Source organism: Actinocatenispora thailandica (genome assembly GCF_016865425.1).
GTDB classification, from domain to species: Bacteria; Actinomycetota; Actinomycetes; order Mycobacteriales; family Micromonosporaceae; genus Actinocatenispora; species Actinocatenispora thailandica.
Window position 1 is genome coordinate 671,399 of the sequence record NZ_AP023355.1, and the last position, 13,422, is coordinate 684,820.

12 protein-coding genes and 1 pseudogene are annotated in these 13,422 nt (G+C 71.9%); 9 read left to right on the forward strand and 4 right to left on the reverse strand.

Features of this window, described 5'->3' with window-relative positions; genetic code table 11:
- The 3 genes and pseudogenes from deoC to Athai_RS35175 form a co-directional block, all read right to left on the reverse strand.
- Entirely contained in the window at positions 1 to 918 is a 918-nt protein-coding gene (deoC, locus tag Athai_RS03115) for a deoxyribose-phosphate aldolase (RefSeq protein ID WP_425544254.1), read from the reverse strand.
- A gap of 281 nt (positions 919 to 1,199) precedes the next feature.
- On the reverse strand, positions 1,200 to 1,439 hold the full coding sequence (locus Athai_RS03120) for a COG4315 family predicted lipoprotein (RefSeq protein ID WP_203960064.1): 240 nt from the start codon (positions 1,437 to 1,439) through the stop codon (positions 1,200 to 1,202).
- A 56-nt stretch (positions 1,440 to 1,495) separates the two neighbouring features.
- Positions 1,496 to 1,717 (reverse strand): annotated as a pseudogene (locus tag Athai_RS35175) (hypothetical protein); the annotation flags it as partial.
- Positions 1,718 to 1,804: 87 nt separating this feature from the next.
- Between Athai_RS35175 and Athai_RS03130 the strand changes: the two are divergent.
- The 3 genes from Athai_RS03130 to Athai_RS03140 all read left to right on the forward strand — a co-directional run bounded on the left by Athai_RS03130 (position 1,805) and on the right by Athai_RS03140 (position 4,559).
- A complete protein-coding gene (locus Athai_RS03130; protein WP_203960065.1) occupies positions 1,805 to 2,386 on the forward strand; it encodes a TetR/AcrR family transcriptional regulator in 582 nt (193 codons plus the stop codon).
- 92 nt (positions 2,387 to 2,478) lie between these two features.
- Positions 2,479 to 3,018: a cupredoxin domain-containing protein gene (locus Athai_RS03135; protein ID WP_203960066.1), complete on the forward strand. Its 540-nt coding sequence runs from the start codon at positions 2,479 to 2,481 to the stop codon at positions 3,016 to 3,018.
- Positions 3,018 to 4,559 (forward strand): multicopper oxidase family protein, encoded by a 1,542-nt coding sequence (locus Athai_RS03140; RefSeq protein WP_203960067.1) that lies wholly within the window; start codon positions 3,018 to 3,020, stop codon positions 4,557 to 4,559. The genes Athai_RS03135 and Athai_RS03140 overlap by 1 nt, the downstream gene beginning before the upstream one ends.
- On the opposite strand, the gene Athai_RS03145 is transcribed toward Athai_RS03140, so the two are convergent.
- Positions 4,547 to 5,827: an MFS transporter gene (locus Athai_RS03145; protein ID WP_203960068.1), complete on the reverse strand. Its 1,281-nt coding sequence runs from the start codon at positions 5,825 to 5,827 to the stop codon at positions 4,547 to 4,549. The genes Athai_RS03140 and Athai_RS03145 overlap by 13 nt on opposite strands.
- 408 nt (positions 5,828 to 6,235) lie before the next feature.
- On the opposite strand from Athai_RS03145, the gene Athai_RS03150 reads away from it, so the two are divergent.
- The 6 genes from Athai_RS03150 (at position 6,236) to Athai_RS03175 (ending at position 13,307) form a co-directional block, all read left to right on the forward strand.
- On the forward strand, positions 6,236 to 8,047 hold the full coding sequence (locus Athai_RS03150; RefSeq protein ID WP_203960069.1) for an NAD(P)/FAD-dependent oxidoreductase: 1,812 nt from the start codon (positions 6,236 to 6,238) through the stop codon (positions 8,045 to 8,047).
- 29 nt (positions 8,048 to 8,076) lie between these two features.
- Complete coding sequence (gene fabI / locus Athai_RS03155) at positions 8,077 to 8,841, forward strand: enoyl-ACP reductase FabI (RefSeq protein ID WP_203960070.1); 765 nt, start codon at positions 8,077 to 8,079, stop codon at positions 8,839 to 8,841.
- Entirely contained in the window at positions 8,834 to 9,640 is an 807-nt protein-coding gene (locus tag Athai_RS03160; RefSeq protein ID WP_203960071.1) for a hypothetical protein, read from the forward strand. The genes fabI and Athai_RS03160 overlap by 8 nt, the downstream gene beginning before the upstream one ends.
- Before the next feature lie 34 nt (positions 9,641 to 9,674).
- On the forward strand, positions 9,675 to 10,730 hold the full coding sequence (locus tag Athai_RS03165) for a sulfotransferase family protein (protein ID WP_203960072.1): 1,056 nt from the start codon (positions 9,675 to 9,677) through the stop codon (positions 10,728 to 10,730).
- Between the two features lie 301 nt (positions 10,731 to 11,031).
- A complete protein-coding gene (locus tag Athai_RS03170; RefSeq protein ID WP_275422358.1) occupies positions 11,032 to 13,077 on the forward strand; it encodes an ATP-binding protein in 2,046 nt (681 codons plus the stop codon).
- Positions 13,074 to 13,307, forward strand: a complete 234-nt coding sequence (locus tag Athai_RS03175; protein WP_203960074.1) for a helix-turn-helix domain-containing protein — start codon at positions 13,074 to 13,076, stop codon at positions 13,305 to 13,307. The genes Athai_RS03170 and Athai_RS03175 overlap by 4 nt, the downstream gene beginning before the upstream one ends.
- Positions 13,308 to 13,422: the final 115 nt, after the last annotated feature.

A 13,422-nucleotide genomic window follows, 5' to 3' on the forward strand; every position in this document is an offset into this window, starting at 1 on the left:
TCAGTCCAGGGTGAAGTAGTCGGGGCCGGCGTACCGGCCGGTGGCGAGCTTGCTGCGCTGCATCAGCAGGTCGTTGAGCAGCGACGAGGCGCCGAACCGGAACCAGTCCGGGTCGAGCCAGTCGTCCCCGGCGGTCTCGTTGACCAGCACCAGGTAGCGGATCGCGTCCTTCGCCGAACGGATCCCGCCGGCCGGCTTGACGCCGATCTGCCGGCCGGTCAGCTCGCGGAAGTCGCGCACCGCCTCCAGCATGATCAGCGTGACCGGCAGCGTCGCGGCGGGGGACACCTTGCCGGTGGAGGTCTTGATGAAGTCGCCGCCGGCCAGCATCGCCAGCCAGGACGCGCGTCGCACGTTGTCGTAGGTACCGAGCTCGCCGGTCTCCAGGATCACCTTCAGGTGCGCCGCCCCGCAGGCCTCCTTGACCGCGACGATCTGGCGGAACACCTCGTCGTACCGGCCGGAGAGGAACGCGCCGCGGTCGATCACCATGTCGACCTCGTCGGCGCCGGCGGCCACCGCCGCGCGCACGTCGTCGAGCTTGACCGGCAGCGGCACCTGCCCGGACGGGAACGCGGTCGCCACGCTCGCCACCCGCACCGACGAGCCGCGGACGGTCTCCACCGCGGTCGGCACCAGCGCCGGGTAGACGCAGACGGCGGCGGCCGGCGGGCAGCCGCGGTCGGCCGGGTCGGGGCGCATCGCCTTCGCGCACAGCGCCCGGACCTTGCCCGGGGTGTCCGCGCCCTCCAGGGTGGTCAGATCCACCATCCGGATCGCCAGGTCCAGCGCCCACTGCTTGGCGGTGGTCTTGATCGACCGGGTCGCGAGCGTCGCCGCCCGCTGGTCGGCACCGACCTTGTCCACCCCCGGCAGGCCGTGCAGGAAAGTACGCAGTGACGCCGCGGTCGCGGTCACCTCGGCCGCGAACTCCGCGGCGCCGGCACCGGCCGGAAGCGTCGTCATCGACGCCGAACTGGTCATGCGGCCGAGTCTAACGACGCCGGTACCGGCGTGGGTGGGGCGGAATCGACGGGTGCCGATCGCCGGCCTCCGGCGACGGCCCGGACCGCGCCGGGCGCGGCGTGCCGCACCGACCACCCGCGCCGGGCCGACCGTGCCCGCCGCGGCCGGCCCGGCGCCGGCGCTGGCCGCGCGCGCCGGACCGTCGTACCGGGCGATGCGCGGTCGGGGGAGCGTCAGCTGTGCTTGCCGCCGGTGGTCACCACGTCGCCGGCCGGGTTGAGCACGTACCACGCACCGCCGTCGGTGACCTCGCCCTGCCCGGTCGCTTTGTACGGTTTGTCGTCTCCGATGAACACGTAGAGCGGCCACCCGTGGTACGTCGCGACGTGCTTGCCGTTCGGTGCGGTCCGGGTGCCGAGCAGGTCGGCGCGCACGCCGGGCCCGGCCTTGAGATGGCCGCTGGCCGGCACCACGATCGGGGCCAGTTCTCCGCGCAGTTGCCCGTGCAGGTCACCTCGGACTGGTGGTCCGGCGGGAACATGTACAGCGGGTATCCCTTGTCGGTGACGAGGATGTCGCCGAGCTTCGGCACCGTGTGGTGCTCGATGGTCACCGTCCCCTCGGCCACGGTGAACCGCTCGCGCTCGACGAAGTGCTGGTATGCCCAGACGAAGAGGCCGGCGACGCCGAGGAGCACGACGACGACCGCGATGGCGACGGTCAGCAGGACTCGGGATCGACGCATGGCCATGGCGTGGCCTCCCCGTTTCAGGCGCGCTTGAATTAGCACCGCGATATTAACATAGACGTATTAATACGAGCGTGCTAGATTGACTGGGTGCCCAAGGAAGTCGATCACGAGGCGCGTCGGCGGGAGCTGGCCGACGCGGTCTGCCGCGTCATCGCGAGGGAAGGGCTGGCCGGCGTCTCGCTCCGCGTCGTCGCGGACGAGGCCGGCTGGTCGATCGGATCGATGCGGTACTACTTCACGACCAAGGACGAGCTGCTGCAGTTCGCTCTGCGGCGCGTCGACGACCGCATCGAGCAGCGGCTCGACGCCTCGTGCGTGCAGCCGACACTGCTCGGCCGGGCGCACGCGGTGATCGACGAGCTGCTGCCGCTCGACGTGCAGCGACGCGAGGAGGCGCTCGTCTGGCTGGCCTTCGTGTCCCGGGCGACGACCGACGCCAAGCTGGCGCCGATGGCCGCCGAGGTGTGGACCCGGCTCAACGAGGTGTTCGTCGGTTTGCTGCGCGCCGCGGTCGAGGCCGGTGAACTGCCCGCCGACCTCGACCTGGTGCGGGAAGGCGGTCGCCTGCAGGCGCTGATCGACGGGCTCGTGGTGCACCTGGTCTCGGCCCCGAACGGGTCGGGACCGCCCTGGCCGCCGAGCTCGCGCACGGATATCTGGACCAGCTGACAGCGGTGCCGGGCCGGGCCTGACGGCCGGTCGTCCGGCGCCCCGGGGTGCACCGGAGCGGACGCCGCGGTGTGGAAACGGAGATCTTTGGCATGGCGCGCAACGCATACCGATCGACCGGTGAGTTCCGGCGCACCTCGGCCGGGTCGCCGCTGCGGCGGCTGGCCGTCGGCACCGTGGCCGGCTTCACCCTGCTGGCTACCGTCGCGGGCTGCAACGGCCGGACGTCCGGGTCGGCCGCGCCACACGGGGCGAGCACCCACCACGGCGCCTCCGCCACCGCGGATCCCACGCCCTCGTCCGCCACGCCGTCCGCGCGCGCAGACGGCGGCGGTGCCGGCAGCAAGGACCAGGTCGTCCGGCTGGACGCGACCCAGCAGATGCGGTTCCAGCCCGCGAAGGTCGAGGTGCATCCGGGTCGGGTGACGGTGCGGGTGCACAACACCGGATCGATGCCGCACGAGTGGGAGGTCGAGGGGATCAGCGGGGCCAAGATCGCGATCGTGGTCGGCGGCGAGACGCAGTCGGTGACCTTCTCCGTACCGCGCACCGGCAGCTTCCGGATGGAGTGCTCCTGGCACGCCAAGCACGGCATGGTCGGCACGTTCGTGGTGCGGGCCGGGCACAGCTGATGCCCGACCGCGAGGCGCCCGAGCCGGACCCCGACCAGCCGGACCGGCGCACCGGCCCGGGCCGGCGGGCGGTACTCGCCGGGGGCGTCGGTGTGGTGGGCGCGGCCCTGACCGGTACCTGGTGGTGGCGCAGCGGCAGGCGGCAGTTCGGGCCGGACGAGCCGAAACCCGCCGGTACGGTCGGGCCGCACGACACCGTGGTCGAGCGGACCGACCAGCGGCGGCACTGGTCCGGGCGAACCACCTCGGTCACCCTGACCGCGCAACAGGGCACCCTCGACCTCGCCGGGCGGCAGGCGCGGACCTGGCTCTACGACGGCGGTCCGATGGCCGCCGCGGTACGCGTCCGGGCCGGCGACCGGTTGCACGCCAGGCTGGTGAACCGGCTCGAGGCGGCCACCACGGTGCACTGGCACGGGCTCCGGATCCGCAACGACATGGACGGTGTGCCGGACGTGACGATGCCGGCGGTGCGGCCCGGTGACACGTTCGACTACCGGTTCGTGGTGCCCGATCCGGGCACCTACTGGTTGCACTCGCACGTCGGGGTGCAACGCGATCGAGGCCTGTACGCGCCGCTGATCGTCACCGATCCGCACGAGCCGGGCGACTACGACCACGACGAGACGATCGTTCTGGACGACTGGACCGACGGGGTCGGCCCGACCCCGGACGCGATCCTCGGCGAGCTGCGGGCCGGGCACACCGGCGGCACCGTACGGCCGGTGATGGCGCCGTCGTCGCCGTGGGGGCCGATGACCTCCGAACTGACCTACCCGCTGCACCTGGCCAACGCGCGCCCGCCGGAGGATCCGGCCGTGATCCGGGCCAGGCCCGGCCAGCGGCTGCGGCTCCGGCTGATCAACGCCTCGGCCGCCACCCCGTACCGGGTCGCGTTCTCCGGGCACCGGATGACGGTGACGCACGCCGACGGCTGGCCGGTTCGTCCGACCACTGTGGACACGCTGCTGATCGGGATGGCCGAGCGGTACGACGTACTCGTCACCGTCGGCGACGGCGCGTTCGGGCTGGTGGCCGCGGCCGAGGGCGGCAAGGGTGTCGCGCGGGCGGTGGTCCGCACCGGCGCCGGCACGACTCCGCCGCCCACCGCTCGGCCGGCGGAGTTGCGCCGCCGGCTGCTGTGCTACCCGGACCTGCGCCCGGTCGCCGGCACCGCGCTGCCGAAGCGGCCGGTCGACCGCACGGTTCGGTTGCTGCTGAGCCAGGGCACGTCGCATCCGGTGACCTGGCTGATCGACGACCACGCCTGGCCGCACCGCAAACCGGTGCCGGTACGCCAAGGCGAGCGGGTGCGCATCGACCTGGTCAACGCGAGCGCCATGGCCCACCCGATCCACCTGCACGGCCACACCTTCGCGCTGGCCGACACCGGCGTGCGCAAGGACACCGTGGTGGTGCTGCCGGGCAAGACGACCTCGATCCTGGTCCAGGCCGACAACCCCGGCCGCTGGCTGCTGCACTGCCACAACGCGTACCACATGGCGCTCGGCATGACGACCGAGCTGGACTACCTGACCTGACCGCCGCGGATCGCGTGCCTCGGCACCCAACCGGTGCGGCGGTGCGTCCCGCGGTACTGCGGCTCGTGCACCGCGGCGCGGGCCAGCACCCGGCGGAACGGCAGCGACATCAGCACGGCGAGCGCCGCGGCGGCGCCGGCGATCAGGAACGACGTGTGGGCGCCGCGCGCATCGGTGACCGTACCGGCGGCGCTGACGCCGATCCCGAGGCCGAGACCGACGGTGGTCTGCACCCAGGAGTACCCCTCGGTGATCTTCTCCGCCGGTACCAGTTCCTGGATCAGTTCGTGCGCGCCGATCAGCGCGGGCGCCAGGGCGATACCGGCGACGACGACGCCGGCGGCCAGCAGGCCGGTGTTCGGTGCCAGCATGACCGGCACCATGCCGACGAGCACGCAGGCGATCGACAGCACGAACCGGTTCGCCGCGCGACCCCGCCAGGTACGCGAGCCGTACACGAGGCCGGCGACGAGGCTGCCGACCGAGAACGCGGCGACGATCGGCCCGGACAGCCCGGTGTGCCCGTGTTCCTTGGTGTAGGCGACGATCGTCGCCTCGACCGCACCGAGGATGGTGCCGAGCGCGACGCACACCGCGGCGACGACCCGGATGCCGCCGATGCGCAGCACCGAACCGGAGTCGACGGCCGGTCGCGGGTGCGGGCCGCCGCCACCCTTGCGGGTCGCGAACAGCACGCCGCCGACCAGCGTGCAGGCCATCGCGCCGACGAAGCCGGCGGCGCCGGTGATCGAGGTGGACAGCAGCGTGGCGAGCAGCGGGCCGAGGATGTAGACGAGTTCGTCGATCGCGGACTCCAGCGACAGCGCGACGCTCAGCGCGGGTGCGCCGGGTGGTGCGTCCGGACCGCTGAGGATGTCGGTCCAGCGGGACCGCACCAGCGCGCCGATCGACGGGAAGGTGGTGCCAGCGACGAATCCGAAGGCCAGCAGCAGCAGGTCGGGACCGTGCAGCAGGCAGCACAACAGGATCGCGGTCAGCGCCGCGGTGTGCGCCAGCACCACCGGCAGCAGTACCCGGCGCTGCCCCCACCGGTCGACCAGGCGGCCGCGTTGCGCGGAGGTCAACGACTGTGCCAGCAGCAGCGAGCCGCTGAGCATGCCGGCCAGCGTGTACGAGCCGACCGTGGACGTGACGAGCAGGATGCCGCTGAGCCCGAGCATCGACATCGGCAGCCGCCCGATGAGCCCGGTGATGACGAAACCCTTGGTGTACCGGATCGACAGCAGCTTGCCGTAGTCGTTGCTCAACGCGTTCTCCCGCCCGTCGCCCGCCCCTCGCGGCTGCCGTACCGGTTCCGAACGTCGCCCGTCGCCGGTGTCGACCGGCCCGGGTGATGGGCCTGCGTGTGGATGTTTCGCTGTGGGGAGCGCGATGCAGCTGTGCGGTGCCACGGACGGGATGGTGGGTGCGCAGCCTCCGATGCGGACCATACTGCCGATTTCCGCACCGAGATTGGTTGCCGACAAACACTTCGGTGATGTTCTCGGTCGGCCGTTGCGGGAATGCTGGCACGCTGTGTGCACCCGGGCGCCGCGGTGATGGTGCGACGGCGGTGTCCGGTCGAATCCGCTCGCTGACAGCCGACGTCCGAGTACGGCACATCTGGCGGGCCGTTCCCCCGCCACGAGGTGGGCGAGAGATGAATCGGGGCCACAATGAGCCGTGAGATCGGTACCCACTACGACGTCATCATCATGGGTGGCGGGCCGGGCGGATCCACCCTGGGTGCGCAGCTGGCCAGGACGACGGACCTGAGTGTCGCGATCTTCGACAAGGTCAAGTTCCCGCGGGAACACATCGGCGAGTCGCTCGCCCATCCGTCGACCTCCGCCATGCAGGAGATCGGAATCCTGGACAAGGTGGCGAACGCGGACTTCACCGTCAAGAAGTTCGGCGGCATCTTCTACTGGGACGGCACCGAACCGACGGCCGGCTTCTTCGACCACGCGCACTGGGCCGAGGACGGGGAGTCCCGCTTCGCCTTCCACGTCAACCGGGAGGACCTCGACGACCTGCTGCTGCGGCACGCCGAGGAGCTGGGTGTGCACGTGTTCGAGGAGACGTCGGTGCAGGGCTACACGCCGCTGCCGGGTGGCTGCGAGGTGCGCCTCGCCGGCGGCCGGACCGTGCACGGGACGTTCTTCGTCGACGCGTCCGGTCGGCGCAACAGCATCACCTCGCCGCAGAAGCGCCAGCACCTGTCCGCGTACCGCAACATCGCGGTGTGGCAGCACTACACGGGTTGCCGGCACGGCTACTCGATCGACCGCGACTGGAACATCTTCCACGCCGAGAGCAAGTCGCCGATCGTGTGCTCCGCGTTCGAGGACGGCTGGGCCTGGTTCATTCCGGTACCGAAGAGGATCGACGGTCGCTGGGTGGTCACCCACTCGATCGGGATCGTGACGGTGCCCGAGGTGCTGCGTGAGGAGGGGAAGGACTTCACCGACCCGGACGTGTTCCGCAAGACGATCGACCGGATCCCGCTGATCCGCGATCTCGCCACCGACGGCACGCCGATCCGGCGCAAGATGAGCACCGCGACGAACTACTCGATGATCAACGACGAGTTCGTCGACTTCGACGACAAGTGGTTGCTGGTCGGCGATGCCGCGTACTTCGTCGATCCGCTGTTCTCGTCCGGCGTCGCGTTCGCGATGCACCACGCGCTGTCGGCCGCGACCCTGATTCGTACCGCGGTCGATCCGAACGTTCCCGAGCAGTACAAGCGGGACGTGTGGACCGACTACGACCGGGAGTGGCACGCCATCGCGGAGACGTACTCGCTGTCGATCGACCAGTGGTACCACGCGATCGGCGAGAACCACCCGCAGAGCGTGTACTGGAAGTCCCGCGGCAACACCGTCGACCTGGGTGTTCGCGAGGAGACGTTCGAGATCCTGCTGAGTACGGCGATGGACGCGGAACTGTTGCGCACCATGACCAAGCACAGTTACGCGGCGGAGGACCTCGACCCGGACGGCCCGTACGTGCGGGCGCTCGGGCTGGCCGATCCGGGTGATCCCGGTGACGACGACGTGGTGCGGATCGTCGACGGCGCCACGATGCGGGAGAGCCTCGGGCTGGATCTGCCCGGCTTCAAGGGGAACCTGCCGCCGGTGTCGTTCGAGATCCCGGCCGAGTACCGGGACGCCGTCGCGCGGTACTGGCGGGACCCGGTCGCCAACGGCGACGTGCTGCCGTCGCCGGTCGCGAACCCCGAGGTGTGCCACCGGTTCTCGGTGCCGGGCGCGGACCGCGAGGTGCGCAGCTTCCCGGACCAGGACGGCGGTGTGGTGGTGTGGAAGGCGCTGTCGTCCGGGCCGCGAAGCTACCGCGAGCTGCGCGGCGAGCTCAACGAGATCCAGCTGAACTTCATCAAGTTGCTGAAGCGCGCCGGTGTCGTCGAGGTGGTGGCGGCCGGCAGCAAACCGGTCGAATCCGTTGCGATGCCGACCGTCGACTGAGCGGTACGAACTGGAGGAGGGTACTGCCGATGGGAATCCTGGACGGGAAGAAGATCCTCGTCACCGGGGTACTGACGACGGCGTCCATCGCGTTCGAGGTGGCTCGGCTGGCGCAGGAGCAGGGCGCCACCGTGGTGCTGACCGGGTACGGGCGGTTGAGCCTGGTGAAGCGGATCGCGAACCGCCTGCCGGCGCCGGCGCCGGTGGTGGAGCTGGACGTGACGAACGAGGAGCACCTCGACAGCCTGGCCGACCGGGTGGCCGAGCACGTCGACGAGCTCGACGGGGTGCTGCACTCGATCGCGTTCGCGCCGGAGACGGCGCTGGGCGGCGAGTTCCTGCAGACCCGGTGGAACGACGTGGCGCACGCGATGCACGTGTCGGCGTACTCGTTGAAGGCGTTGGCGATGGCGGTGGCCCCGCTGATGCGGACCGGCGGGTCGCTGGTCGGGATGGACTTCGACGCGCGGTTCGCCTGGTCCTCGTACGACTGGATGGGGGTGGCGAAGGCCGGCCTGGAGTCCTGCAACCGCTACCTCGCGCGGTACCTGGGGCCGAAGGGGGTGCGGTGCAACCTGGTCGCGGCCGGCCCGCTGCGCACCATGGCGGCGTCCAACATCCCCGGCTTCGGCGAGTTCGAGGGCGCCTGGGCGGCGCGGGCGCCGATGGGATGGAAGGCGGACGCGGTCGAGCCCGTGGCCCGGACCTGCATCGCGCTGCTGTCCGACTGGATGCCGGTGACCAACGGCGAGATCGTGCACGCCGACGGCGGGTACCACGCGGTGGGTGACTGAGATGACCGTGCTGGAGAGCGCGGCCGTGGCCCAGCCGCAGGCCGTACCGGTGCGCCGGTCGGTGTACCGGCTGGGCGCGGCGGCGACGCTGCTCGGTGTCGCCGCCGGGCTGGTGGTGACCGTCGTTCTGGAACTGGGCGTGCAGGACCCGTTCGGCGACGTGCCGACCCTGACGTACCTGAAGGGGATCCTCGCGGCCCGCAACGTGTGGCTCGTGGTGCACCTGGTGTTCGCCTTCGTGGTGCTGCTCAAGCTGGTCGGGTTGCTCAGCCTGGGCGACATCCTGGAGCAGGGGCCGGCGCGGCCGCTCGCCCGGGCGGCCGGCGGGCTGGCGATCTGCGGTGCCGGGATGTTCCTGGTCACCATGGTGCACGACGGCTACCTGCACGAGTACCTGGCGACCAGCTGGGAGCAGGCGAACGCCGCCACCCGGCCGGAGTGGGTGCCGATCTTCGCCGAGGGGGTCCGGGACACCCTGGGCACCGAGCTGGGCTCGCTCGCCGCGATGACCGGGCTCGCCCCGATCGGGTACGGCCTCGCCATCCTGCTCGGCTCGCGGCTGCCCCGCTGGGTCGGCTGGCTCGGCGTGCTGGGCGGCATCGGCGCCGTGTTCACCACCGGCTACCTGTGGATGACCGGCAACACCAACCTCGGCTACGGCGTGCTGTACCCGGTGTTCGCCACGCTGCTGCCGCTGATCTGGTACGTGGCGATCGCGGTGCTGTTGTGGCGGCGCGGCGGCGACCGGACGGTGAACGTGCCGCGGCACGCGCCGGCCGCCAACCGGGCCGCCTACTGACCCCGGCGACACAGTCGAGAAGGAGCGGTACGAGATGCGCCCGTTGACGGTCGTCCTGGGCACCGGTCGGTGCGGTTCCACCCTGCTGTCGACGGTGCTGAACCGGCACCCGCGGGTGCTCAGCCTCAGCGAGTTCTTCACCTCGCTGGACCCGGACGCGTTCCCGGCCGGGGAGATCGACGGTGAACGCTTCTGGGGGATCCTGAGCACCCCACGGTCGAAGGCGATGACCCAGCTGCGGCACGGCGTCGCGCCCGGGGAGTACCTGTACCCGTTCGGCTCCGGCCGGTTCACCGCGCAGACCGGCGTGCCGCCGATCTGCCTGGTGTCGCTGCCGCACCTGTCCGACCGGCCGGACGAGGTGTTCGACGAGCTGGCGGCGGCGGTGCCCCGCTGGGGCCGGGCGCCGGTGGCGGAGCAGTACGGGCGGCTGTTCGACTGGCTGTGCGACCGGTTCGACCGGGACGTCGTGGTGGAGCGCTCCGGCGCGTCGCTGCGGTTCGTGCCGGGTCTGCGCGCCTGCTTCCCGGCCGCCCGGTACCTGTACCTGGACCGGGACGGCCCGGCCGCGTCCGCGTCGATGAGCCGGCACCCGTCCTTCCGGCTGGAGGTACGGGTGCTGGAGATGATGGACGTCCTGGGCGTCGATCCGTACCTGTCGCCGTCCGCCGAGCACGCCGCGCGGCTGCCACCGGAGCTGCGCTGCCTGCTGCCGGACCGGTTCGACGGCGCGGCGCTGATGTCGCAGCCGATCCCGCTCCCGGTGTTCGGGATGATCTGGTCCCACCTGGTGGCGGACGGGGTGCGGGAGCTGGCCGCGGTACCGGCGGACCGGATCGAGTACCTGCGGTACGAGGACGTGCTGGCCGATCCGGTGCACCGGTTCCGCCAGCTCGCCGCGATGCTCGGCGTCGACGCCCCGGACGGGTGGTTGGCCGAGGCGGTGACGCTGGTACGGCCGGGCCCGGGTGCCGGCCGGCCGGAGCTGCCGGAGCCGGATCGCCGCGCGCTGCGGGAGGCCTGCGACCTCGGCGGCCAGGCGCTGCGGGCGCTGCGCGCGCGGCTGTCCGGTGTCGCGTCCGCGTTCTAGGGGTGCGTTCAGCGGGTTTCAGGGAATTCCCTAAATTCGGTCCGGCGACTCGCGACAGAACCGATCCGTTGTTGGTCCCCGAGCCCATTCGGTACCGACCTCGGTGGCCATTTCCCGCCCCGCATCCGCCGTTCGAACCAGCGGCCGACGTTTCATTGCGCATTCAACTGTCGTGACCGCAAGAATCATGGAGTAAGTCTTCTTCTAAGTCGATGCGATTACCCTGAGCGGCTGCTGGGACCGCCGGTCTGGCTGCGAGCCGATCGCGGCGGGCGGGATCTGTGTGCACCGGGGGTTGCGCGTGCCTGAATTCGGCGCTACACGGGGTCGTTTCATCGGCCGGGAACGTGAATTGGCGGAGCTGGCGCGCCTGGCGGGCGCCGACGGGCCGCGGGTGATCTCGCTGGTCGGTCCGGCCGGGGTCGGCAAGTCGCGGTTGGCGCGGGAGTTCCTGCAGCGCTGGCGGCCGAACGGGCAGCCGGCACCGCGTCGCGGGGGCGAGCCGTGCCCGGATCCGGGTGCCGACGACCTGCTCTGGCTGTTGCACACCGTCGGCGCGGCCGAACTCTCCGACCAGCACGTTCTGGTCCGGCGGGGGCTGGTGTTGCTGGACGACGCCGAGCAGCAGCGCGACGCCGTGCTCACCCTGGTCCGGTCGTTGCTGCCGGTCTGCCCGCAGTTGCGGTTCGTGATCGCCAGCCGGGAACGGCTGCACCTCTACGGCGAGCAGGTCTTCCCGGTCGGCCCGCTGCCCGTCGGTACCCCCGACGACTCGGATCCCGACGCACTGGCCGCGGTGCCGGCCATCGAACTGTTCGTCGACCGGGCCCGCAGCGTCCGGCCGGGGTATCGGCCGACCGCCGACGACTACCGGGCGCTGGCCGAGATCTGCCGGTTGCTCGACGGGCTCCCGCTCGCGATCGAACTCGCCGCGGCCCGCACGACGCTGTTCAGGCCGAAGGCGCTGCTGCGCCGGCTCGCCGACGGGCTGGCGGTGCTGGAACCGCAGGACACCGAAGGACCGGCACCGCAGCGGTCCCTTCGGTCCGCGATCGGCGCGAGCGTCGAACGGCTCAGCCGGGCGCAGCACGACCTGCTCGACTCGGTGTCGGTGTGCTCCGGCGGGTTCGACCTGGCCGCGGTTCAGGCGTTGGCCGGCGCCGAACCGGCGGCGGCCGAGCGCACCATGGAGACGCTGATCGACCGGTCGCTGGTGGAGGTCGCGACGCACCGGCCGGACGGCGAACCGCGGTTCCGGATGCTGCGCACCACCCGGCTGTACGCGGCTGACCGGCTGCGTCGGACCGGCCGGGCGGAGCAGCTGGCGGACCGGCACGCGGGGTACTTCGTGGAGCGGGCGCGGGCCCTCGCGCCCGACCTGTCCGGCCCGCGCCAGGCCGCCGCGCTGGGCGCGCTGAGCGTCGAACACGAGAACCTGCGGCACGCCTGCCGGCACCTCGTCGACACCGGGCGCGCCGCCGCGGTGCTCTCGCTGATCCTCGACGTCAGCCGGTACGTGGTGGCCAGCGGTCAGGTCGCGGCGACGCACGGTTGGCTGGGGCGCCACCTCGCGGGGGCGGACCCGGCCAGCGCGGACGTCTCCGGCTGGCTGCTGTACGGGGGGCTCTGCGCCTGCCTCCGGCAGGACCGGCGGGCCCGCTCGCTGCTGGTCGAGGTGGCTGCCCGCTGCCGGCGCACCGGCGACACCCGGCGGGAGGCGCTGGCGCTCGGCCTGCTCGGACAGGTCGCCCTGGTGCGCCGGCAGTACGACGAGGCGGCGCAGCGGTGGGCGCAGAGCCGGGCGCGCGGCGCGCGTGTCGGGATGGCCGGGATGCTCGTCGCGGACGGCATGGCGACGCTGGCGCTGCTGCGCGGCGACCTGACCACCGCCGCCCGGTTGTGCGCGCGGCACGCGGCGTCGTCGGCGGGCGACACGCTGGTCGAGGCGGTACTGGCGGTTCGGGCGGGCGCCGTGGCGGGTGCGGCCGGCGACCAGTCCGCCGCGCGGTCCCGGATCGAGTCCGGCCTGCAGCTGTTCCACCAGCTGCATCACCTGCCCGGGGTGGCGTTCGCACTGGAGTCGCTGGTCATCGTGGCGGCGCGGAGCCGGGATCCGCGGCAGCGGGCGAACGCCGTCCGGCTGGTGGGCGCCGCCGAGGCGATCCGGTCGGCGGCCGGCTCCGCGTACCCGGGCTGCCCGCCCGGGATGCTCGATCAGGCGCTGGTGCGGTTGCAGGACGCGGTCGGCGAGCCGGCGTTTCGGCGGGGGCGGCAGGAGGGGCACGTCGCCTCGGTGTCGGAGGCGGTGGCGATGGCGATGGGGGTACCGAAGCACCCGCCCCGGTGACCCCCCGGTCGGCCACGCCGGAGACCCCGCTGACCGCCCGCGAGCTGCAGGTGGCGCGGCTGGTCGCGGCGGGTCACACCAACCGGCAGGTGGCCGTAGATCTGGACATTTCCGAGTGGACAGCTATAAATCATCTGCGGCACGTCATGCGGAAGCTCGACTGTCGTTCCCGGGTCGGCGTGGCGCAGTGGATTCTGAACGCCGAGCTGCCTCTATCACGGGAGCGCTAACCAGTCCACCGGCATCGCCGCCGCGCTTTCGTCATTCTTCCGTCCATTCGCGATTCATCCTGCGCATTCACCGTTTTGGTAACGGTGAGATAACGGCAACTTCAACGCAGAGTGC